At 69.5% G+C, this 21,870-nt stretch carries 16 protein-coding genes; 6 read left to right on the top strand and 10 right to left on the bottom strand.

Annotation, left to right across the window (positions count from 1 at the left end; translation table 11 throughout):
- Positions 1 to 37 precede the first annotated feature (37 nt).
- Positions 38 to 1,258 carry an MFS transporter gene (locus tag ACQZ13_RS02440; RefSeq protein WP_431049706.1) on the top strand — a complete coding sequence of 407 codons (1,221 nt, stop codon included), beginning with the start codon at positions 38 to 40 and terminating at the stop codon, positions 1,256 to 1,258.
- Here ACQZ13_RS02440 and ACQZ13_RS02435 read toward each other — a convergent pair.
- Both ACQZ13_RS02435 and ACQZ13_RS02430 read right to left on the bottom strand, forming a co-directional pair.
- Positions 1,180 to 2,175, bottom strand: coding sequence for a Bug family tripartite tricarboxylate transporter substrate binding protein (locus ACQZ13_RS02435; RefSeq protein WP_431049705.1), 996 nt, complete (start codon positions 2,173 to 2,175; stop codon positions 1,180 to 1,182). The genes ACQZ13_RS02440 and ACQZ13_RS02435 overlap by 79 nt on opposite strands.
- An 18-nt stretch (positions 2,176 to 2,193) precedes the next feature.
- Positions 2,194 to 2,721 carry a MarR family winged helix-turn-helix transcriptional regulator gene (locus ACQZ13_RS02430; protein WP_431049704.1) on the bottom strand — a complete coding sequence of 176 codons (528 nt, stop codon included), beginning with the start codon at positions 2,719 to 2,721 and terminating at the stop codon, positions 2,194 to 2,196.
- Between the two features lie 125 nt (positions 2,722 to 2,846).
- Between ACQZ13_RS02430 and ACQZ13_RS02425 the strand changes: the two genes are divergently transcribed.
- Both ACQZ13_RS02425 and ACQZ13_RS02420 read left to right on the top strand, forming a co-directional pair.
- A complete protein-coding gene (locus tag ACQZ13_RS02425) occupies positions 2,847 to 4,133 on the top strand; it encodes a flavin-dependent oxidoreductase (protein WP_431049703.1) in 1,287 nt (428 codons plus the stop codon).
- A gap of 147 nt (positions 4,134 to 4,280) precedes the next feature.
- Positions 4,281 to 5,369 (top strand): Uma2 family endonuclease, encoded by a 1,089-nt coding sequence (locus tag ACQZ13_RS02420; protein WP_431049702.1) that lies wholly within the window; start codon positions 4,281 to 4,283, stop codon positions 5,367 to 5,369.
- A gap of 9 nt (positions 5,370 to 5,378) precedes the next feature.
- Here ACQZ13_RS02420 and ACQZ13_RS02415 read toward each other — a convergent pair whose 3' ends face one another.
- The 5 genes from ACQZ13_RS02415 to ACQZ13_RS02395 are packed head-to-tail and all read right to left on the bottom strand — an operon-like array spanning position 5,379 to position 11,129.
- Positions 5,379 to 6,122, bottom strand: coding sequence for a metallophosphoesterase family protein (locus tag ACQZ13_RS02415; RefSeq protein ID WP_431049701.1), 744 nt, complete (start codon positions 6,120 to 6,122; stop codon positions 5,379 to 5,381).
- 33 nt (positions 6,123 to 6,155) lie between these two features.
- A complete protein-coding gene (gene fghA / locus ACQZ13_RS02410) occupies positions 6,156 to 7,022 on the bottom strand; it encodes an S-formylglutathione hydrolase (RefSeq protein ID WP_431053097.1) in 867 nt (288 codons plus the stop codon).
- A 24-nt stretch (positions 7,023 to 7,046) separates the two neighbouring features.
- On the bottom strand, positions 7,047 to 8,030 hold the full coding sequence (gene gshB, locus ACQZ13_RS02405; RefSeq protein ID WP_431049700.1) for a glutathione synthase: 984 nt from the start codon (positions 8,028 to 8,030) through the stop codon (positions 7,047 to 7,049).
- A gap of 23 nt (positions 8,031 to 8,053) precedes the next feature.
- Positions 8,054 to 9,220 carry a benzoate/H(+) symporter BenE family transporter gene (locus ACQZ13_RS02400; protein WP_431049699.1) on the bottom strand — a complete coding sequence of 389 codons (1,167 nt, stop codon included), beginning with the start codon at positions 9,218 to 9,220 and terminating at the stop codon, positions 8,054 to 8,056.
- A 25-nt stretch (positions 9,221 to 9,245) separates the two neighbouring features.
- Entirely contained in the window at positions 9,246 to 11,129 is a 1,884-nt protein-coding gene (locus tag ACQZ13_RS02395; RefSeq protein WP_431049698.1) for a potassium transporter Kup, read from the bottom strand.
- A 222-nt stretch (positions 11,130 to 11,351) separates the two neighbouring features.
- Here ACQZ13_RS02395 and ACQZ13_RS02390 point away from each other — a divergent pair, with 222 nt between their 5' ends.
- A complete protein-coding gene (locus ACQZ13_RS02390) occupies positions 11,352 to 12,137 on the top strand; it encodes a hypothetical protein (protein ID WP_431049697.1) in 786 nt (261 codons plus the stop codon).
- On the opposite strand, the gene ACQZ13_RS02385 is transcribed toward ACQZ13_RS02390, so the two are convergent.
- On the bottom strand, positions 12,106 to 15,126 hold the full coding sequence (locus tag ACQZ13_RS02385) for a TonB-dependent receptor domain-containing protein (RefSeq protein ID WP_431049696.1): 3,021 nt from the start codon (positions 15,124 to 15,126) through the stop codon (positions 12,106 to 12,108). The genes ACQZ13_RS02390 and ACQZ13_RS02385 overlap by 32 nt on opposite strands.
- Before the next feature lie 127 nt (positions 15,127 to 15,253).
- Here ACQZ13_RS02385 and ACQZ13_RS02380 point away from each other — a divergent pair, with 127 nt between their 5' ends.
- Together ACQZ13_RS02380 and ACQZ13_RS02375 are read left to right on the top strand one after the other, a co-directional pair.
- Positions 15,254 to 16,216, top strand: coding sequence for a LysR family transcriptional regulator (locus ACQZ13_RS02380; protein ID WP_431049695.1), 963 nt, complete (start codon positions 15,254 to 15,256; stop codon positions 16,214 to 16,216).
- Between the two features lie 376 nt (positions 16,217 to 16,592).
- A complete protein-coding gene (locus tag ACQZ13_RS02375; RefSeq protein WP_431049694.1) occupies positions 16,593 to 16,823 on the top strand; it encodes a hypothetical protein in 231 nt (76 codons plus the stop codon).
- Here ACQZ13_RS02375 and gshA read toward each other — a convergent pair.
- A complete protein-coding gene (gene gshA / locus ACQZ13_RS02370; RefSeq protein ID WP_431049693.1) occupies positions 16,814 to 18,109 on the bottom strand; it encodes a glutamate--cysteine ligase in 1,296 nt (431 codons plus the stop codon). The two genes, ACQZ13_RS02375 and gshA, sit on opposite strands and share 10 nt — an antisense overlap.
- Positions 18,110 to 18,198: 89 nt before the next feature.
- Positions 18,199 to 21,852: a hydantoinase B/oxoprolinase family protein gene (locus tag ACQZ13_RS02365; protein ID WP_431049692.1), complete on the bottom strand. Its 3,654-nt coding sequence runs from the start codon at positions 21,850 to 21,852 to the stop codon at positions 18,199 to 18,201.
- Positions 21,853 to 21,870 lie beyond the last annotated feature (18 nt).

Here is a 21,870-nt window from a genome sequence, read left to right as displayed (position 1 = left end):
TGTCGATGTTCAGGATGATCGGTACCGGAGGACCGAAGTGAGGATTTTGCTGTACTACCTCTGCGGCGTGTTCGCCGCGGCCCAATTGGGCAAGCTGGCGGCGCTGTCGCCGCCGATCGCCCGCGAGCTCCAGCTCGGGCTGGCCGCGATGGCGGCGTTGACCTCACTGCTCGAAGTCTGCGGCGCCACGCTGGGCGGCGCGGCGGGTCGCTGGCTGCCGCGCCTCGGGCTGAAGCGTGCGCTGGCGGCGGCGGTGCTCGCGCTCGCCGTCGGCTCGGCCGCGGCGGGATTCGCCCATGGCCTGGCCCTGCTCGCGCTGGCGCGGCTGGTCGAGAGCCTCGGTTATCTCGCCATCGTGGTCGCCGCGCCGGTGCTGATCGCCCGCGCCGCCGAAGGCCAGCGCCAGGCCGCGGCGATGGCGCTCTGGAGCACCTTCCTCCCGGTCGGCATGGCCATCGGCGCGGGGGCCTATGCGCACGCGGCGGGCTGGGCCGGCTGGCGGCCCGCGCAGGCGCTGAGCGTCGCGGGCGGCCTGCTGCTGTGGATCGGCCTGTGGGCCATCCGCGTGGACGACGACCCCCACGCCGTCGAATCCCGCCATCCGCCGGGACCGACCGGCGCGCTGCTGTGGGCGCTGGTCGCTGCCTTCGGCATGTACGCGATCGCGGAGGTCGGCCTGCTCGCGCTGCTGCCCAGCCTGCTCACTCAAGGCGGCATGTCCTTGAGCGACGCCGGCACCTGGACCGCCGCGGCAGCGCTGGCCAACGTGCCCGCGAGTGCGATCGGCGCGTGGCTGCTGAGGCGCCACGGCGCCCTGTCCCGTGCGATCGCCGTGGGCATGGTCCTCTCGCTGGGCGTGTCGGGGCTGCTCTACCTCGGCGTGATGCGCGACAGCGGCGCGCCCACCTGGCAGGCGGCGCTCGCCATCGGCATCAACGCGGCGTCCGGCGTGTTCCCGAGCCTGGTCTTCGCGCTGCTGCCGCTGGCCGCGCGGACGCCGGAGCGGCTGCCGCTCGCCAGCGGACGCCTCACGCAATTCGGCGCCTCGGGCGCGCTGCTCGGCCCGCCGCTGATGGGCACGGTCGTCGAACGTTGGGGGTGGGGCGCCGCAGGCGGTCTGGCGCTCGCGTTGTCGCTGCTCGCGATCCCGCTGGCGCTCTTCGCGTGGCGGCGGCTCGCTCAGTCGTCCGAGGAGAACCCGGACGCCGCCACGATCGGTCCCCACTGCGTGCGCTCGGCCGCGAGCCGGCGCGCGTAATCCGCCGGCTGCATCGCCAGCGGCTCGCAACCCAGCTTGGCCAGGCCTTCGACGACCTGCTTCTCGCGCAGCGCGACGCGGACCAGGTCGAAGACCTTGTCGACGACGGCGGCCGGCGTCCTGGGCGGCAGGAACAGGCCGTAGGTCTCGACGCCGATGATGCCCTTGAAGCCCTGTTCGGCGAAGGTGGGCACCTCCGGCGCGAAGCGCGAGCGCTCGTGGTCGGTGACGCCGAGGATGCGCACGCGGCCGCCGGCGACGTAGGGCAGCAGGTCGCCCAGCAGGAAGCAGCCCGAGGCGATCTGTCCGCCCATCAGGTCCTGCAGTCCGGGCGCGGCGCCTCGGTACGGCACGTGCGTCAGCGAGATGCCGGCGGCGCGCTTGAACTGGTCGCCCAGGAAGTGCGGCATCGCGCCGGCCGCGGGCGAGGCGTAGGACGATTGCTCCGGATGCGCCTTGGCCCAGGCGGCGAAGTCGCCCATCGTCTTCACCGTCGCCGGCACCATCGGGCCGACGCCGAAGCCGCAGGTCGCGTTGGCCATCGGGGAGACCGCGATCGCGTCGCTCTCCGGCTTGTAGGCCAGCTTGCGGTAGACGTGCGGGTAGATCGTGAACATCGACGACGGGCTCACCAGCATCGTGCCCCCGTCGGGCGGCGCGTCGCGCAGCGCGGTCACTGCGAGGCGGCCGCCGGCGCCGACGCGCTGTTCGACCAGCACGTTCTCCGCGAGACGTCCGCGCCAGGCCTCGGCGAGGCGCCGCGCGCTGACGTCCACCGAGCCGCCGGCCGGAAAGCCGACGAGGATGCGCGGCATCGCCGCGGTCTGCGCGCGCAGCGGGCCGGCCAGTCCGGCCAGCGCCGCGCCGAGCAGCACGCCGGCATCGCGGCGGTTGAGCTTCCGATCGACATCGTTCATCGCTTGTCTCCGTCGTTGTTATCCGTCGTTTTCCGTCGTTGTCATCCCTGACGTCGCGGCGATCTCCGCCAGGCGTTCCAGGTCCGCCTTCAGCCGCGCGGCACGTTCGCCGAGTCCGCCCATCAGTCGCTCGTCGTGCGCGCGCACGCGGCGCTCCAGCACCGTGAGCTGACGCTTGCCCGCCGTCGTCAGGAACAGGCCCCAGCGGCGCGCATCTTCGGCGTCGTCGCGCCGCTCCACCCAGCCGCGGTCGGTGAGCCAGTCCGTCAATCGCAGCGCGCCGCTGCGATGCAGGCCCATCGCCTGCGCGAGCAGCCCCTGCCGCATGCCCGGATTGCGTCCGACGAGCACCAGCGCGGCGAAGCGCTGCGGGCTGACGTCGAGTTCCGCGGTCGCGCGATAGAAGTCCAGGTAGAGCGCGTTCTGAGCGCGCCGCAACGCGTAGCCGAGCAGGTCGTCGAGGACGCCGTAATCCAGCCCGGGCACGGGCAGCAAGGGCGCTTCCGGCGGCTCGGGCACGGGATTCGACGGCTTGGATCGGCTCATCGGGATCAGCTTAGGTACTGTTGCATAGCGCAACTATCTCGCTTACCCTGACTCGATCGGACCGGCACGGTCGCTCGCCCGCCAGGGCGGCGCCGCGTCACCTTCCACGACGCCTGGAGATTCCCATGGCCCTCGACATCCTGATCGCCGGCGGCGGCATCGGCGGACTGACCGCGGCGCTGGCGCTGCAGCGCGACGGACACCGCGTGACCGTCTGCGAGGCCACGGCGGAACTCAAGCCGCTGGGCGTGGGCATCAACCTGCTGCCGCACGCGGTGGCGGTGCTCGACGGACTGGGACTGATGCCGACGTTGCAGGCCATGGCGGTGCCGACGTCGGCGCTGATCTTCGCCAACCGGCACGGACAGACGATCTACGAGGACCGCCGCGGCCTGGCCGGCGGCTACAGCCATCCGCAGTTCAGCGTGCATCGCGGCGAGCTGCAGCTGATGCTGTGGCGCGAGGCGACGGCGCGGCTCGGCGCGGAGCGCGTCGTCAGCGGCTGGCGCACCACCGGGGCTCGGACGGATGGCGACAGCGTCATCGTGCAAGGGACCGACGCCAGCGGCGCGCCGGTCGAGCGACGCGCCGATCTGCTGATCGCGGCGGACGGCATCCATTCGGCGATCCGGCGCCAGTTCCATCCCGATGAAGGCGCGCCGCGCTGGAACGGGATGATGATGTGGCGCGGCACGTCGCTGGCGAAGCCCTTCCTCGACGGACGGACGATGGTGCAGGCAGGTCATCGCCGCGCGAAGTTCGTCGTCTATCCGATCGAGCCGCCGCGGCCGGACGGCTTGCAGCTGATCAACTGGATCTGCGACCGTCGCCTGCGCGAGGACGGTCTCGGCGGCGGGCTGACTGCGCCGGGTCGCGAGGACTGGAACAAGCCCGGCTCCATCGACGATCTGCTGCCGACCTTCGGCGGCTGGCGCTTCCCGTGGCTGGATGTGCCGGGCGTGATCGGGAGCGCGACGCAGCTGCTGGAATGGCCGATGGTCGACCGCGATCCGCTGCCGCGCTGGCGACACGGCCGCATCACGCTCCTGGGCGACGCGGCGCATCCGATGTATCCGATCGGCTCGAACGGCGCGACGCAGGCGATCCTCGACGCCGAGGCGATCGCGCGGGCGCTGCGCGAGGAACGGCGCGTGGAGACCGCGCTCGACCACTACGAGGCCGAGCGCCGGCCGATGTGCGCGCGCATCGTCGAGCTGAACCGGCAGGAGGGCTTGGACTACATCCTCGACATGGTCGAGGAACGCGCGCCGGACGGCTTCGACCGCCTGGAGGACGTGATCGATCCGGCGGAGGTGGATGCGTTCGTCAAGCGATACAAGGCGGCGGCGGGGCACCGTCAGACGGTGCCGGCGGACGCGCCGAAAGAGGAAACTTCGGCGCCCTCGCCGTAGCATCCGGAACCGACCTCCTCATCTCGGTCACCCAAGCTCCTTGAATCGGGGGCTGCGCCTGGATTTCATGCTGATCGAGGTGAGAGACGTCAGGCGACAGACTTCGAAGAATCACCACCTTCCCTCACGAAGTTGCAGGAGTGGTGAATGTCCTCCTTGTTCAATGAGCTGCTGATGACCGCCGACCACTTCTTGCAGTGGCAAAACGATCAAGAGGTCTCCCACGAACTCGTCGGCGGGAAGAAGTTTCCGCTGCCCGCTCGCGATCCCGCGTTCTTCCGGGTGCTGGTGAACATCACCGCGGCAGTCAAGCGCCACCTCGGCGACGGCGAACTGGCGTCGTCCATTCGAGGGCAGGCGGTCGTGGTCGACGACCACACGGTGATCCAGCCTGATGCGATGGTCGCGGCGCGCTTCGCTGCCCGGCCGGATCCGTTGCTCGTGTTCGAGTTGGTGGGCAGCGAGCCCCGCGCCGCGGACATCGTGCGCCGCTCGATCGCCGCCAGGCGGCTACCCACGATACGGGAGCATGTCAGTGTCGACATGGCGGCGCGTTCCATCGAGGTCCGTCGCCGTGACGACGGCGGCCACTGGAAGACGCTGACCTTCCGCGCAGGAGAGGTGGCCGAACTGGTGTCGATCGACCTCCGGCTCGACGTGGCGGCGGTGTTCAAGGGGCTGGACGCACCGGACCCCAGGCTGTCCGGGCAGGAGTTCCTCGACTGGGACGCTGACGAAGACTGCAAGCACGAGTTCATCGACGGTCGGATCGTGTCGATGACCGGTGCCACGGCCGGTCATGTCACGACCTGCGTCAATCTCACCACCGCGCTGAACATTCATCTGCTCAACACGCCTTGCCGCGTGTTCATGGCCGACTTTCGTCTGCAGGGCGTCGGAGAGAACCACTACTTCCCTGATGTGTCAGTCACTTGTGAACCCCTGACTGCGGACCAGATGAAGATGCGGTCACCACTGCTGCTCATCGAGGTGTTGTCCAAGTCGACGCGCGCGAAAGATCGCGGCGTGAAACGTGAGGAGTACCTCAGGATTCCATCATTGCGGGAGTACGTGCTGGTGGACTGCGTGAAACGTCGCATCGACATTCACCGTCGCGGTCCGGATGGCGGCTGGAGCCTGCACCAGTTCATCGCCGATGCGCCCCTTCGGCTGGAGTCCCTCGACCTGGAGATTCCTGCGGCCTTCGTGTTTGCGAATGTTCCGATGAACTCGTGAGGGGCGGCTTCAGCTGTCCGCCCACCCCGTCCTCAACCACCTCGCCCAGTCCTCCCGACCGTTCCGGGAAGCGAGACTCGCCATCGCTTCATGGTCGTACGGCACGCTGATGGACTCGGTGCGCCAACCCTGAGCGGTCCGTTCCACGATCGCGCAACGCGCATCGGGAGATCCGTTCTCCGCGACGTAGCGGATCGGATGGTCGTCGTCCCAAGCCTGCAGACCGACGCTGCCGGGATTCACCAGCCATTGCCCTCCCGCGCTGCGCAGCACGCGCGGAATGTGCGTGTGGCCGCAGCACACCAGTGCCGACGCCTGATCGCCGAGTCGCTCAGCGACCTCGCCGGCTGACGCCGCTCTCAAGCGCGGACCGTCCTGCGTGTCGAGGAAGTACTCGATATCGCTGCGCGGCGTGCCGTGGCACAGGAAGACGTCCTCGGTCAGCTGAACCGTCTTCGGGAGCGAACGGAGCCACGCCAATTCCGCCTCGCCCAGACGCTCGCGCGCGAAGCGGTCGGAACCGCCGCCCGGCTTCTCCGCCGTGATCGCTAGCAGCTGTCGCTCATGGTTGCCGGCGATCGTCGGCCAGCCTTGCGCCATCAGGTATTGCGCCGTCTCCAACGGCTGCAGCGGCCCCGACAGGATGTCGCCCAGGTTCACGATCTGATCCACGCCCCGTCGCCGCACATCCGCCACAACCGCCTCCAGCGCGAGCAGATTGCCGTGGATGTCGGACAGCAGGGCGATGCGCATGGCGGCCTCGGGGGTGGCGACGCGGCGGGACGATCAACCGATCAGTTGCCGCGCGTGATGCGCTAGGTGATCATCGATCACCGTCGCGATGAAGTAGTAGCCGTGGTCGTAGCCCTCGTGACGGCGCAGCGTCAGCGGCTGGCCGATCGCCGCGCACGCCGACTCCAGCGCTTCCGGATACAGCTGCTCGACGAGGAACTTGTCCGCCAGTCCCTGGTCGACCAGGATCCCGTTCGGATACGGCGCGCCCTTCTGCGCCTGGATCAGCGCGCTCGCGTCATGCGCGGGCCAGGCGTCGCGGTCCTCGCCGAGGTAGCCGGTGAAGGCCTTCACGCCCCACGGGCAGCGGCTGGGCGCGGCGATCGGCGCGATCGCCGACACCGACGCGAACGCCCCCGGATGCCGCAGCGCCAGCGTCAACGCGCCGTGCCCACCCATCGAGTGACCGGCGATACCGGTCTTCGTCGCATCCAGCGCCAACGCTTTCTGCACCTGCGGGATCAGCTCCCGCATCAGGTAGCTCTCCATCCGCCAGTGCGTCGACCACGGCGCCTGCGTCGCGTCGAGATAGAACCCCGCCCCGACGCCGAAGTCCCAGGACGCCGTCGCGCCCGGCAGCGCGCTGACCGCGTCGCCGCGCGGACTCGTATCCGGCATCAGCAGCGCCAGGCCCAACTCCGCCGCCTTCCGCTGCGCGCCGGCCTTCATCGTGAAAGTCTCCTCGTTGCAGGTCAGCCCCGCGAGGAACACCACCAGCCCCTTCACCGCCCTCGCCCCGCCCGGCGGCAGGAACAGCGCGAAGCGCATCGGCAGGCCGATCTCGGCCGAGTCGTGGCGATGGAAACGCTGCACGCCGCCGAAGCTGGCGTGCTCGCTGATCAATTCGAACGTCATGGCTATGTCCTCAGACGACCGCAGCCGCGCTCAGCGCGCCGCGGCCATCGCCGCTTCCAACGCGTCGATGAACACCGCGCCGACGTCGAAGCCCGTCTGCTCCATGATTTCCTGGAAGCAGGTCGGGCTGGTCACGTTGAGCTCGGTCATCTTGTCGCCGATCACGTCCAGGCCCACCAGCAGCAGACCGCGCTTGGCCAGCACCGGCGCCAGGGCCTCGGCGATGCGGCGGTCGTCGTCGGTCAGCGGCTGCGCGACGCCCTTGCCGCCCGCGGCCAGGTTCCCGCGCACCTCGGTCCCCTGCGGGATCCGCGCCAGCGAGTACGGCACGGGCTTGCCGCCGATCAGCAGGATGCGCTTGTCGCCCTTGACGATCTCCGGCACGAAGCGCTGCACCATCACCGACTGCGCGCCGTTCTTGTTCAGCGTCTCGATGATGCTGCCCAGATTCAGCGCATCCGCCTTCACGCGGAAGATGCCCATGCCGCCCATGCCGTCCAGCGGCTTCAGGATGATGTCCTGGTGCTCCGCGTGGAAAGCGCGGATGGCGGCCGCCGAACGCGTCACCAGCGTCGGCGCGATGAACTGCGGGAACTCCAGGATCGCGAGCTTCTCCGGATGGTCGCGCAGCGACGCGGCCTTGTTGAACACGCGCGCGCCCTCGCGCTCCGCCTGCTCCAGCAGGTGCGTGGCGTAGAAGAACTCCGAATCGAAGGGCGGATCCTTGCGCATCAGCACCGCGTCGACGTCGGCCAGGGCCAGGTCTTGCGTGGCGGTCACTTCGTGCCACACGGCCAGCTTGGTGCCGGCCTGGCTGGCGACGGCTTCCGGCGTCAGCGTGAGCTGCTTCGCCGCATGCGCGGTCACGCGACCGCCGCTGACCCACAGCAGGTCGGGCACCTCGCAGACCCACAGTTCATGGCCGCGCCTGGCGGCCTCGCGCATCATCGCGAAGGTGGAGTCCTTGTAGGTGTTGAAGGTCGACAGCGGATCGGCGACGAACAGCAGTTTCATGGGCAAGGCTTTCAGCAGGAGTCTCAAGGTTTCCGGAAGTGTTGCACCAAAAGAGAAACCGCACCGGCGACCACGCCCCAGAACGCCGAGCCGATGCCCAGCAGGCTCAGCCCGGACAGCGTCACCAGGAAGGTCAGGATGGCCGCGTCGCGATGCGCCTCGTCCTTCAGCGCGGCCGACAGGCCGCCGGCGATCGTGCCCAGCAGCGCCAGGCCGGCCACGGCCGCGATCAGCTCACGCGGGAAGGCGGTCAGCAGTCCCACCACCGCGCCGCCCGCCAATCCGATGGCGAGGTAGAAGACACCCGCCATCGCCGACGCCATGTAGCGCCGCGCCGGATCCTCGTGCGCTTCGCGCCCCATGCAGATCGCCGCGGTGATCGCCGCCAGGTTGAACGCGTAGCCGCCGAAGGGCGCGAAGACGATGGAAGCGAAGCCGGTCGCCGCGATGCTCGCCGACACCGGGGTCTGGTAGCCCGACGCCCGCTGCGCCGCCACGCCGGGCAGGTTCTGCGAGGCCATGGTCACCAGGAACAGCGGCAGCGCCACGCCGACCAGCGCGGTCACCGAGAACGACGGCGTGATCCACACCGGCGAGGCCCATCCCCACTCGACGGCTTCCAGATGCAGCCGCCCTTGCGAGGCGGCGACGACGATGCCGGCGACCAGCACCAGAGGGGTCGCATAACGCGGCAGGAAGCGCCGTGCGAGCACATAGGTGAGCGCCATCGTCAGCACCATCGCCGGGGCCGTCTTCGTCGCCAGCACGGCGTCCAGCCCGAAGCGCGCCAGCACGCCGGCCAGCAACGCCGAGGCGATCGCGATGGGGATGCGGTCCATGATCCGTTCGAACCAGCGCGTCGCGCCGGCGATCAGGATCAGCGCGCCGCAGACGATGAACGCGCCGACGGCTTCCGGCATCGAGATGCCGGAGACGCCCGCGATCAGCGCCGCGCCGGGCGTGGACCACGCGGTCAGCACCGGTTGCCGGGTCCACAGCGACAGTCCGAGGCTGGTCAGCCCCATCCCCAGCCCGAGCGCCCAGATCCAGGAGCTGGTCTGGGCCGGCGTCGCGCCCAGCGCCTGCGCGGCCTGGAACACGATGGCCACCGAACTGGTGAAGCCCACCAGCACCGCGACGAAGCCCGCGACCACGGCGGACAGGGACAGGTCTTTCAGCCAGCGATTCATGACCGCCAGCATAGCGACGCCCGCGTCAGATCTCGACCTTCGACCCCAGCTCCACGATCCGGTTGGCCGGCAGGTGGAGGAAGTCCGCCGCCGCGGCCGCGTTGCGGTGCATGCTCGCGAACAGTTTCTCCCGCCACAGCGCCATGCCCGAGCCGATCGTCGGAATGACGATGTCCCGCGACAGGAAGTAGCTGGTCTCCATCTCGTCCAGGTGCACGCCGCGTTGCTCCAGCAGCTTGAGCGCGTCCGGCACGTCCGGCTCGTTCTTGAAGCCGAAGTGCAGGTTGACCTGCCAGCAGTCGTTGTCCAGGCTTTCCACCTCGACGCGCTTCTCGAAGCCGATCCACGGCACCTCGTGATGCTTGACGCTGACGAACAGGTTCTGCTCGTGCAGCACCTTGTTGTGCTTGAGGTTGTGCAGCAGCGCGTTGGGCGTCACGCCCACCTCCGCCGACAGGAACACCGCCGTGCCCTGCACCCGCGTCGGCGGGTTGATGAACACCGCCTCGAGGAAGCTCTTCAGGTCGATCGCGTCCTCGCGCAGCTTGTCCGACAGCAGCCGGCGGCCCTGCTTCCAGGTCAGCATCAGCGTGAACATGCCGAAGCCGATCAGCAGCGGGAACCAGCCGCCGTGCGCCACCTTCAGCAGGTTGGACGCCAGGAAGGTCGCATCGATGACGAAGAACGCGCCCGTCGCGACCACGCACAGCCACAGCGGATAGCGCCAGCCGAAGCGGATCACGAAGAAGGTCATCACCGTGGTGATGGTCATGTCGATGGTCACCGCCACGCCGTAGGCGCCGGCCAGCTTGCTCGACGACTCGAAGAACGCCACCGCCACGACCACGAAGGCGAACAGCCCCCAGTTGACGAAGGGGACGTAGATCTGGCCGATGTCGCGCACCGAGGTGTGCACGATGCGCATGCGCGGCAGCAGCCCCAGCTGCACCGCCTGCTTGGTCACCGAGAACGCCGCCGTGATCAGCGCCTGCGAGGCCACGATCGCCGCCAGCGTCGCCAGCACGAACAGCGGGATCTCCGCCCAGCTCGGTGCGAGCAGGAAGAACGGATTCTTGATCGCCTCCGGCCGGTCCAGCAGCAGCGCGCCCTGGCCGAAGTAGTTCAGCGTCAGCGCCGGCATCACGAAGCTGTACCAGGCGATGCGGATCGGCTGCTTGCCGAAGTGGCCCAGGTCGGCGTAGAGCGCCTCGCCCCCGGTCACGACCAGCACCACCGCGCCCAGCGCGACGAAGGCGATCCAGCCGTAGTGCGTGCAGAACTCGATCGCCCAGATCGGGTTGATGGCCTGCAGCACGTGCGGATTGCCGACGATCTTCGGGATGCCCAGCAGCGCCAGCGAGGTGAACCACACCAGCATCACCGGCCCGAAGGCCTTGCCCACGCCCCCGGTGCCGAAGCGCTGCACCGCGAACAGCCCCGCCAGCACCACCAGCGAGATCGGCACCACCGCGTCGTGGTACTGCGGCGCGTAGACCTCGATGCCCTCGACCGCCGACAGCACCGTCATCGCCGGCGTGATCACCGCGTCGCCGAAGAAGATGGCCGTGCCGAACAGCCCCACCAGCATCAGCCCGCGCCTCAGCGTGGGCTTCTCCCGCACCGCCGTCGTGGCCAGCGCGAGCATGGCGATCAGGCCGCCCTCGCCGTTGTTGTCGGCGCGCAGGATCAGCAGCACGTACTTGAAGGAGACCACGATGGTCATGGTCCAGAACAGCAGCGACAGCACCCCGAGGATGTTGTCGTGCGTCATGGGAACGTGCGCGCCGTGGAAGACTTCCTTGAGCGCGTAGAGGGGACTGGTGCCGATGTCGCCGTAGACGACACCGAGGGCGCCGATGGTCAGGCCGGCCAGGGCGGCCGGCGTACGGGGCGCGTGGTGTGAACTCACAAGGGTCGCGACGGCCGCCCGGGCCGCCGGAAGTCGAAAACGCGTATTGTCTGCCTTCCATTGTGCGGTGCGTCAATGGGCGCCTGCCGGCGTTGCGGGGACGGGGTTGACGGCCGGCACCGGTTGCGCTTGCGCCCGGAAAATCCACCTGCACCCGATTGCAACGGCGGGCTTGCGCGAGGCAACTGACCCGCCTCGTTCACTCCCGACCCGCTTCCCCCCATGCACTTCGCCGCCCTGCGCTCCCTGATCGCGTCCCATGTTCCCGGCCTGGCCGCCAGCACCCCGGACGCCATCCTCCACCACCAGCGTCAGGCCAGTCTCGGCCGCTTGTTGGGGGAGTTCTACAACGAGGGTTGCAAGCTGCAGTCGTCGCTGTATGAGCGGACCATCGAGCGCGTTTGCAGCACCCCCGACCTGATCCGCGCCCTGCCCCCGGACGCCGCAGCCGGCGGGCGGCTGCCCGCTTGGCCGACTTCTCTCGAGGGGAAGCCGATGTGCATCGTCCCCCTGCCGGCCGATACCGCCCCGCTCGCGAAGACCGTGGCCGCCGGCGATCGCTATGTCCTCCCGGTACACGCCGGCGTCCCCGAACCCGATCCGCTGTATGACCTCCTCAACCATTGCGACATCGCCCGGATGCTCGGGCAACCGGTGGTGATCCGCGAGGAGTCGTCGAGGCCGCCCAAGCCGTATCAGTCCGATGCCCTGCGCGCCCTGATCTGCGCCGCCGTAGCCGTCCGGGACGCCGTGTGGGCCGGCGGCCCGGACCTGTCCTGGGACGACGCCGAAGTCGTCCGCGAAGCCTGCCAACGCGTGCCGGTCGACCTCGTCGCCCAACTACGCGCCGAGGACCTCGCCGGGCTGCTCGCCTTCACTTTCCACTGCAAGGCGAGATGCCCCTCGCCGCGGGCGCGGAACAAGCCCGTGCAGGGGCCGCTCCGGCATCTCACGATGCCGGAGGCTCGCAGCCCGCTTACTGGAACACGTAGCTCGCCCCCACGTTGAACCGGCGTCCCAGCAGGTTGGACGCGCCGCTGTCGTAGTAGCTGAACACCGTCGGGATGCCGTTGGCGCGGTCGTAGTCGTTGGTGACGTTGATGACGCTGGCCGACAGCGTCAGTCCCTTGATGCCGCTGTACGAGGCGCCCAGGTCGATCGTGCGGTCGCGGCCGACTCGGCAGCGGTTGAGGTTGCCCAGGAACGTCCGCTGCGCGGTCGTCAGCGACGAGCACACCGTGCTCGACAGCGGGTCCGCATGGTTGAAGCGGATCCAGCCCCGCGCCTGGTCGGTGTCCCACTTGAAGGTCGCGCTGGCGCGCGTCTTGGAGATGTCCGAGGTGGTCGTGCCGACCTGGTGCTGCACCGCCTGGCCCTTCACGACCAGCTGGTCGTAGCGCGCCGTGTAGGTGCCGTTGACGTTCATGCTGAACTTGCCCCAGGCCATCGCGGGCAGCCGGATGTTCAGGTCGTAGTCGACGCCCGAGGTCTTGGTCCATTCGTTGTTGCCGTACTGGCGCACCAGCATGATGATGGGGCCGCTGTTGGCCACGCCCGGCAGCCACGTCTCCGGGTTGGGATCGCGCACCACCTGCACGTTCCCGGAGCTCGGGTTCGCGTTGTACTCGTCCATGATGTCCACGCCGCGCTGCGAGCGGATCTCGTTCTTGCGGTGGAAGTACCAGCCGTCGATCGCCAGGTCCGCGTACTTGCTCGGCGTGAAGATCATGCCGGCGGTGAAGGAATTGGACTTCTCCGGCTCCAGGTTCGGATTGGCGCTGATCACCGTCGGGATGCTGCCCGGGCTCGTGGTGCCCGAGGGCACCGCGGTGAAGCCCAGCACGTTGCAGTCGCGGTTCACCGACACCGGCGCCTTGCTCACGGGCGCGTTCGGATTGCTGGTGTCGCAGCGCAGGCTGTCGAAGACGCGGCGTTCCTGGAAGCTGTGGAAGGACAGCGCGAACGAGTTGCCGATCTGCGAGATCGCCGGCGCGCGGAACCCTGTCGCCGCCGTGCCGCGGAAGACCATCAGCGAGGGCAGCGCCGTCCACTTGAAGCCGGCCTTGCCGGTGGTGCTGCTGCCGAAGTCGTCGTAGTGCTCGTAGCGCGCCGCGGCCTGCAGCTCCAGCTGCTTGACCACGGGCAGGCTCAGCTCGGTGAACGCGGCATACGACTTGCGGCTGCCCGACGCGCCGTTGGCCACCAGGCCGATGTAGTCCCCGGTGCCGTAGACGTCGTCGGGGATGGCGTCGAGCTTCTCCCGGCGCAGCTCGGTGCCCACCGCGATCGCGGCCGGTCCGCCGGGCAACTGGAACAGCTCGCGGCTGCCGCGCAGGTCCCACGAGACCAGCTGCGACTTGCCTTCGTTGTACGCGGTCGACGACACGCTGGCGATCGCCTCGGGCGAGTTCGGCTTGCCGAAGCGGTAGCTGCCGCTGGCGATCGCCGCGTTCAGCAGCGAGCTGCGCACGCGGCCTTCCTGGAAGCGTTCGTTGTTGTTCTGGCTGACGAGGATCGCGGTGTCGAAGTCCCAGCCGAAGGCCGTGCCCTCCAGGCCCGCCGTCAGGCGCGTGGAACGCAGGACGTTGATGTCGCCCTTCGGCAGATCCTCGAAGCGGTAGATCAGCTGCACCTGCTGCGGGTTGGCCGTGCCGTTGGTCGGATTGTCCGGATGGCCCACGGGCAGGATGATCGCGTTCTGGCGCAGGAAGCTGCCGTCCAGCTTGGGCCAGGTCGTCGCGACCGGATTGCCCGAGGTCACCAGCGACGTGGTCAGCGCGTAGGGGACGCGCTGCTCGGTCGTCTTGGTCTTCGAGTACATCAGGTCGGCATACGCGGTCAGGTCGTTGTTGATCGCGAAGGTGCCGCGCACCATGCCGCTCTGGCGGTCCTGCTTGGCGACGACCTCGTCGGCGTCGTCCAGGCTGAAACGGCACAGGCCGGTCGGCAGCGAGCCGGTCGTGGGCAGGAAACCCGCGGGCCGGTTGGGCACGCCCTGTCCGACGGTGCGGTCCGCCGGGCAGCCCGACAGCGTCCCCAGGTAGTTGACGCCCGACAGGCTGTTGTTGGCGACGCTGATGCCGCCGATCGGCGTCGAGCCCGTCAGGCTGGTCGGGACGCGGTAGTAGTTGCCGTAGAACGACGCCGACGAATCCGGCGTGAATCGCGCCAGCGAGCCGTTGGACGTCAGGTACTGGTTCTGCAGCGCGAGGTTGCCGCGGTCCTTCAACTCGTTGGCCATCACGCTGTCGCGCTTGGACACCTCCAGCCCGCCGAAGACGTTGAAGCGCTGCGTGTCCAGGTTGCCGAAGCCGAAGGTGATCGCGCCGTTCTTCGTCGCGCCGACGCCGCGGTCGTTGGCGCCGTAGGAGGCGCTGCCCTCGATGCCCTGGTAGTCCTTGCGCAGGATGTAGTTGACGACGCCGGCCATCGCGTCGGAGCCGTACATCGCCGACGCGCCGTCCTTCAGGATGTCGATGCGCTCGATCGCCTCCTTGGGGATGGTGTTGACGTTGATCATCGTGCCGCGGCCGAAGTTGACGTCCACCGCCGCGACCGGCGCGGTGCGGCGGCCGTTGATCAGGATCAGCGTGCCCTGCGAGCCGAAGCCGCGCAGCGAGATCGTCGACACGCCGCCGACGAAGCCCGATGCGGCGCCGTCGCCGATCGAGCCCAGGTCGACGGCAGAATTCGCCCGCAGCAGTTCCTCGACGTTGGCATATCCGGAGTTGCGGATGTCCTCGCGCGTGATACTTTGGACGACCGACGGCGTCTCCTTGTCGGTGCGCTTGATCAGCGTGCCGGTGATCTCGACGCGCTCCAGCTTCTTCGATTCATCGGCGGCGGACGCCGCGGCGGCCGACGGGGCCGGGGCTTGCTGGGCGTGGGCCTGGCTGGCGAGCGCGAGGGCGACAGCCGCCGCCACGTGCAAGGGCTTCAGTGGCTTGAGGGGCTGCAGGGCACCCGGACGGTGCGGACGGTGAAGACGACGGACCATGGAAGGAAGACTCCTGTGACGTGATGCGGGGAGGACTCGGGGGAGAACTCAGGGGAGACCGGCTCACGTTAAGGAGGACGTTCTTTCGGGCCATGATGCTTTGTGATGGACTTGTGAAACTTTGGTTATGAATGCGTCATCGACGTCGCCCGAAGCCGCCGAACACTTCGTCATCCGACGCATGTCGCTGCGGCATGCGCGGGTGCTGCTGGCCCTCAACGACACCGGCAACATCAGCGCTGCGGCCGATCAGCTGCATGTGACGCAGCCGGCGGTGAGCAAGACGCTGGCGGAGCTGGAGCAGGGGCTGGGACAAACCCTGTTCCTGCGGCGCGGACGCCACATGCAGCCCACGCCGCTGGGACGCCGTCTGCTGGTGCTGGCGCGCAAGCTCGACGCCGACCTGCAACGCGCCGCGGGCGACGTCGCCACGATGGTGCGCGGCGCGTCCGGCGAGGTGCGCATCGGCGCGACCAACGCCTCGCTCGCCCGCCTGCTGCCCGCGGCCATCACCGCGATGAAGCGGGAGAACCCGGGCGTCACGCTGAGCGTGCGCACGCATGCGCTGCGCTCGCTGTTCGCGGAGCTGCAGGCGGGGACCCTGGACCTGGTCGTCGCCCGCGCCATGCCGCAGGACGAGCCGCTGGGACTGGCGCGCGTGTCGCTGCTGCCGCAACCCGAGGTCCTCACGATGAGCGCGCAGCACCCGCTGGCGCGCACGCCGAAACTGAGTTGGGAAGTGCTGAGCCAGCAGCGCTGGATCTGGCAGCTGCCGGGCACGCGCACGCGCACGCTGATGGACCGGCTGTGGCAGGAGATGGGACTGACGCCGCCCGTCGACCTGATCGAGAGCGGCGACGCGATGCTGGCGCTGAGCCTCATGCGCGAGATGCCGCTGGTGGCCGTCATGCCGCACGACATGGCCATGACCGCCGCCAAGCAGGAGGTGGTCGTGATCCTGCCGCACGCGGTGGATCTGGGACTCGGGCCGATGAGCGTCTGGCACCTGCCCGACACGCAGGTCGAGGCGGTGGAGCGTTTCAGGCAGTTGCTGGTGGAAGCCGCGCGTACGGAGGGCGGCAAGACCTGACCCTGGGGGCGGACGTCTTCACGCGGGGAGCGGCACAGCGTGGGGTCACGAGAACCATCACGCACACGCGGCAACTGAGAAGACCTGTCGCGGGACGTCCCCGTGATCTGGAGAGTCCACCTTGTCGTCCATCAAGAGCGCCACGTCCTGCTTCGACACCTCCTGCCTCGGCCTCGTCCATCCCGAGTTCATCCCGCACCACTTCGCCAGATTCTGCGTCCGGTTGCTGAACCGCTTTCGCGGGAAGCAGGTGGCTCCCTACCCCATGCCACCTCCCAGCGTGGCGTCCCCCAGCGTGGCGTCCTCCGGCGGGGCGACCCCGCAGGAGCCTCCCCCCATTCCCCCGCGACCCAAGCGGGAGGCCTGGAAGGCGAAATTGAAGGCCTCCACGAGCGCGCCGTTCGACCTGAACACCAAGGTGCCGGTGCAGCGCCCGGCGCAGGCGTGGGCGAAGACCTCGGTGGAGGCGCCCTCGCCCGAGAGGTCCGCCAGGCTCCGCGAGTTGTTCGAGGCGGCGCCCCAAACCCCTCGGCCCCAGCGCATCAAGGAACGCCTGGCGCACTGGTTCGGCCGCCTGCGTCCGCAGGCGGCCCGGCCTCAGGCGTAGTCCTCGGCGTCCGGATCGGTCGTCTCCAGTTCGTAGCTCGCCGCCAGCATCGCCAGGCGTCCGATCACGCCGTACATGTAGAAGCGGTTGGGCGCGCTGGCGCCCGGCTTCTCGCCCGGCGCGGGCAGGTGCGAGGAGTGCGCGAAGGCCAGGGGCACGTAGCTCGACCCCGGCGCGTTGAGGTTCTCGTCCTCGGCGCGGTCGGCGTGCACGCGGTAGAAGCCGCCGACGACGTAGCGGTCCATCATGTAGACGACCGGCTCGGCGACCGCCTCGTGCATGCGCTCGTGCGTCACGACGCCTTCCTGCACCAGCACCTGCGACAGCGCGGGCACGCCCTCCAGCTTGGCCAGCTTGTCGCGCGCCTTGATCGCCAGCACGTCCAGGTCCTTGGCGTCGCGGATCGTCATCACGCCCAGGCCGTGCGTGCCGGCGTCCGGCTTGACGATGACGAAGGGCTTCTCCTGGATGCCGTATTCCTTGTACTTGCGGCGCGTGCGCGTCAGCGTCGCGTCGACCTGCGCCTGCAGCGCGTCCAGGCCGGCGCCGGTCGCGAAGTCCAGCCCGTCCACCGCCACCGAGTGCGGATAGATCAGCCACGGGTCCATGCCCAGCAGCTTGGCGAACTTCTTGGAGACTTCCTCGTAGGCGCGGAAATGCTGGCTCTTGCGGCGCTGCCCCCAGCCGGCGTGCAGCGGCGGCAGCAGGTACTGCTCGTGCAGGTGCTTGAGCACGTCCGGCGTGCCGGCCGACAGGTCGTCGTTCAGCAGGATGGTGCAGGGATCGAAGTCCTTGAGCATCAGCCGCGAGCGCTGGCGGATCAGCGGCTCCAGCGTCAGCGAGTGGCCGTCCGGCAGCGCCACCGTCGTCGGTTCCTTGACCGACTCGTCCAGCGAGCCCAGCCGCACGTTCAGCCCCGCCATCGAGAAGATGCGGACCAGCGTCGCCAGGTTGGACAGGTAGAAGCTGCCGCGGTTCTTCGCTTCCGGGACCAGCAGCAGGTTCTTGGCCTCGGGGCAGATCTTCTCGATCGCCGCCATCGCCGCCTGCACCGCCAGCGGCAGCATCTCGGGCGTCAGGTTGTTGAAGCCGCCCGGGAACAGGTTGGTGTCCACCGGCGCCAGCTTGAAGCCGGCGTTGCGCAGGTCCACCGAGGTGTAGAACGGCGGCGTGTGCTCCATCCATTCGAGCCGGAACCAGCGTTCGATCGCCGGCATCGACTCGAGCACGCGCTGCTCCAGTTCATTGATGGGCCCGGTCAGGGCGGTGATGAGGTGAGGGACCATGATGAGCGGGCGCCTGGACAGCCGGGGGGCGGTGTTCCGATTCTAGGCACGCCCACATTGGGGTTACTCACGCCTTCTCAAGGGGGGCCTCAAAAAGCGCCGTACCCTCCCCCGCCGGGCGTGCGGATGACGAAAACGTCCCCCGGCGCCATCGCCACCTGGCCGATGTGGCCCAGGACCTCGGTCCGGCCGTCGGCGCGCTCGACGAGGTTCTCCCCGACCGCCCCCGGCTGCCCGCCGGCCATGCCGAAGGCGCCCGAGGCCCGGCCGTTGCTCAGGATGGAGGCCGTCATCGGCGTCAGGAAACGGATGCGGCGCTCGCCGCCCTCCCCGCCCCGCCAGCGCCCGGCCCCCGCGGACCCCTGACGAATGGCATAGCTGTCCAGCCGCACCGGGAAGCGGAACTCCAGCACCTCGGGGTCGGTCAGCCGCGAGTTCGTCATGTGCGTCTGCACGACCGAGGTGCCGTCGAAGCCCGGCCCGGCGCCGGAGCCGCCGGAGATCGTCTCGTAGTACTGGTGCGTCGCGTCGCCGAAGGTGAAGTTGTTCATCGTGCACTGGCCGGCCGCCATCACGCCGAGCGCGCCGTACAGCGCGTTGGTCACGCACTGCGACGTCTCCACGTTGCCCGCGACCACGGCCGCCGGGAAGTGCGGATTGAGCATGCAGCCCTCGGGCACGATGACCTCGATCGGCTTCAGGCAGCCGGCGTTCAGCGGGATGGCGTCGTCGACCAGCGTGCGGAACACGTAGAGCACCGCCGCCATCGTGATGGACTTGGGCGCGTTGAAGTTGTTGGGCTGCTGCGCGCTGGTGCCGGTGAAGTCGACCGTGGCCCGACGCGCCGCCGCGTCCACGGTCACCGCGACCTGGATGCGGGCCCCGTTGTCCAGCGGGAGCGTGAAGGCGCCGTCCTTCAGCACCGAGATCACGCGCCGCACCGAGGCCTCGGCGTTGTCCTGGACGTGCTGCATGTAGGCCTCGACGGTGGCGCGTCCGAACTGCGCCACCATCGCCTGGAGTTCCTGCACGCCCTTCTCGTTGGCGGCCACCTGCGCCCGCAGGTCGGCCAGGTTCTGCGCCGGATTGCGGCTCGGATGCGGACCCGAGCACAGCAGCGCCTGCAATTCCGCTTCGCGCAGCCGGCCCTGCTCGACCAGCTGGAAGTTGTCGATCAGCACGCCCTCCTCGACGATGTCCCTGGAGAACGGCGGCATCGAGCCCGGCGTGATGCCGCCGATGTCGGCATGGTGGCCGCGGCTGGCGACGAAGAAGCCCGGCGCGGCGTCGCCCTCGTCCAGGAACACCGGCGTCACGACGGTGATGTCGGGCAGGTGCGTGCCGCCGTGGTACGGATCGTTGAGCACGAAGACGTCGCCGCGCTTCATCGACGGATTGCGCGCGATGACGGACCGGATCGACTCGCTCATCGACCCCAGGTGCACCGGCATGTGCGGCGCGTTGGCGATCAGTTGGCCCTGCGCGTCGAACAGCGCGCAGCTGAAGTCCAGCCGCTCCTTGATGTTGACCGAATGGGCCGTGTTCTGGAGCCGCAGGCCCATCTGCTCGGCGATGTTCATGAAGAGGTTGTTGAAGACCTCCAGCACGACCGGGTCGGCCTCGGTGCCGAGCGCATGGGCGCGCGTGCGCTCGCGGATGCGCGTCAGCAGCAGGTCGCCGGACGGTTGCAGCTCGGCGCGCCAGCCGGCGTCGACCACCGTCGTCGCGTTGCGCTCGGCGACGATGGCCGGACCGTCGATGCGGGCGCCCGGGCGCAGCGACTCGCGGTGGTGCAGTTCGGCGTCACGCCAGCCGGCGGGCTGGTCGTCGGCCAGGCAGTACATGCGCACGCGTTCCAGCGGCTCGGGGTGATGCGCACCGGCGTCCGGGGTCGCGCCGTCGACCGGCGCCTCCAGCGACGCGCCGGCGGCGAGCGCCTCGACGGACACCGCCTCGATCACCAGCGCGCGGTCCGGCATGAGGAAGGCGAAGCGGCGGCTGTAGGCCTGCTCGAAGGCCTCGCGGATGGCGGCGATCGCCTCGTCCGCCGGACCGTCGAGCGGCAGCGGACACGTGAGCGCCGTGTCGGTGCCCTGATAGCGGATCTGCGCCCGCGCGATGGTGCGCAGCGCATCGGCGGGAACGCCCTGCGATTCGAGCTCGCCCCCTGCCTGAGCGGCCAGCGAAGCCGCGGTCGCGCGCGCGGCGGTGAGCCCGTCGGCGTCGAGCGCGCGTTCGATCGAGGCTTCCCGCATGGCGGTCTGGTCCGCCAGCCCCATGCCGTAGGCGCTGAGGACGCCCGCGAACGGATGCGCCAGGATGCGCGTCATGCCGAGCGCGTCCGCGACCAGGCAGGCCGCCTGGCCGCCCGCGCCGCCGAAGCATTGCAGCGTGTAGCCGGTCACGTCGTAGCCGCGCGCGACCGAGATCCGCTTGATCGCGTTCGCCATCGCGCCGACGGCGATCTGCAGCGCGCCGGCGGCGGCGTCCTCGGCCGTCATCGGCTTGCCGGCGGCGGACATCTGCACCGCGAGTTCGCCGAAGCGCGACTTCACGACATCGCCGTCCAGCGCCTCGTCCGCACCCGGCCCGAAGACCTTCGGGAAATGCGCGGGCTGGATGCGCCCCAGCATCACGTTGGCGTCCGTCGTCGCGAGCGGACCGCCGCGGCGGTAGCTCGCGGGGCCGGGGTTCGCGCCGGCGGAGGCCGGCCCCACGCGCAGCCGCGCGCCGTCGAACGCGATCACCGAACCGCCGCCCGCCGCCACCGTGTGGATGCTCATCATCGGCGCGCGCATGCGCACGCCGGCGACCTCGGTATCGAAGGCGCGTTCGAACTCGCCGGCGAAGTGGCTGACGTCGGTCGAGGTGCCACCCATGTCGAAGCCGATCAGCCGGTCGTGGCCGGCCGCCTCGCCCGTGCGCACCATGCCGACGATGCCGCCGGCGGGGCCGCTGAGGATCGCGTCCTTGCCCTGGAAGCGGCGCGCCTCGGTGAGACCGCCGGAACTCTGCATGAAGAACAGCCGCACGCCGGGCATCTCGGCCGCGACCTGATCGACGTAGCGGCGCAGGATGGGACTCAGGTAGGCGTCGACGACGGTCGTGTCCCCGCGCGGGATCAGCTTCATCAGCGGGCTGACCTCGTGGGAGACGGAGACCTGCGTGAAGCCGACCTCCTGCGCCAGGCGCTTGGCGTGGCGCTCGTGGTCGGGCGCGCGCCAGCCGTGCAGGAACACGATGGCGCAGGCGCGCAGACCGGCGTCGAACGCGGCCTGCAGCTCGACCCGCAACGCGGCCTCGTCCAGCGCCGTGATCTCGCCGCCCTGCGCGTCGACGCGCTCGTCGGCTTCGACGACGCGCTCGTACAGCAGTTCGGGCAGCTGGATGTGGCGTTCGAACAGCTTGGGCCGCGCCTGGGTCGCGATGCGCAGCGCGTCGCGGAAGCCGCGCGTCGTCACCAGCAGCGTGCGGTCGCCGCGGCGCTCCAGCAGCGCGTTGGTCGCCACCGTCGTGCCCATCTTGACGCAGTCGACCCGGTCCGCCGTGATCGGCTCGCCGGCCTTCAGGCCGAGCAGGCGGCGGATGCCTTCGACTGCGGCGTCGCGGTAGTGCTCGGGGTTCTCCGACAGCAGCTTGAGCGTCTTCAGCGTGCCGTCCGGCGCGCGTCCGACCAGGTCGGTGAAGGTGCCGCCGCGATCGATCCAGAACTGCCAGCGATCGGGAGAAGGAGTGACTTGCATCATGAGGTCCAAAGCGTT

It is taken from the genome of Roseateles sp. L2-2 (assembly GCF_050613215.1).
GTDB lineage: Bacteria > Pseudomonadota > Gammaproteobacteria > Burkholderiales > Burkholderiaceae_C > Roseateles > Roseateles noduli.
The sequence above is the reverse complement of the archived record's forward strand: the minus strand, read 5'-3'. Positions and strand labels throughout refer to the sequence as shown.

Excerpts from the sequence above, each read along its gene's own strand:
- ACQZ13_RS02435 (WP_431049705.1), bottom strand. The coding sequence starts at position 2,175 with ATGAACGATGTCGATCGGAAGCTCAACCGCCGCGATGCCGGCGTGCTG.
- ACQZ13_RS02430 (WP_431049704.1), bottom strand. The coding sequence starts at position 2,721 with ATGAGCCGATCCAAGCCGTCGAATCCCGTGCCCGAGCCGCCGGAAGCG.
- ACQZ13_RS02425 (WP_431049703.1), top strand. The coding sequence starts at position 2,847 with ATGGCCCTCGACATCCTGATCGCCGGCGGCGGCATCGGCGGACTGACC.
- ACQZ13_RS02420 (WP_431049702.1), top strand. The coding sequence starts at position 4,281 with ATGTCCTCCTTGTTCAATGAGCTGCTGATGACCGCCGACCACTTCTTG.
- ACQZ13_RS02415 (WP_431049701.1), bottom strand. The coding sequence starts at position 6,122 with ATGCGCATCGCCCTGCTGTCCGACATCCACGGCAATCTGCTCGCGCTG.
- gshB (WP_431049700.1), bottom strand. The coding sequence starts at position 8,030 with ATGAAACTGCTGTTCGTCGCCGATCCGCTGTCGACCTTCAACACCTAC.
- ACQZ13_RS02400 (WP_431049699.1), bottom strand. The coding sequence starts at position 9,220 with ATGAATCGCTGGCTGAAAGACCTGTCCCTGTCCGCCGTGGTCGCGGGC.
- ACQZ13_RS02390 (WP_431049697.1), top strand. The coding sequence starts at position 11,352 with ATGCACTTCGCCGCCCTGCGCTCCCTGATCGCGTCCCATGTTCCCGGC.
- ACQZ13_RS02385 (WP_431049696.1), bottom strand. The coding sequence starts at position 15,126 with ATGGTCCGTCGTCTTCACCGTCCGCACCGTCCGGGTGCCCTGCAGCCC.
- ACQZ13_RS02380 (WP_431049695.1), top strand. The coding sequence starts at position 15,254 with ATGAATGCGTCATCGACGTCGCCCGAAGCCGCCGAACACTTCGTCATC.
- gshA (WP_431049693.1), bottom strand. The coding sequence starts at position 18,109 with ATGGTCCCTCACCTCATCACCGCCCTGACCGGGCCCATCAATGAACTG.
- ACQZ13_RS02365 (WP_431049692.1), bottom strand. The coding sequence starts at position 21,852 with ATGCAAGTCACTCCTTCTCCCGATCGCTGGCAGTTCTGGATCGATCGC.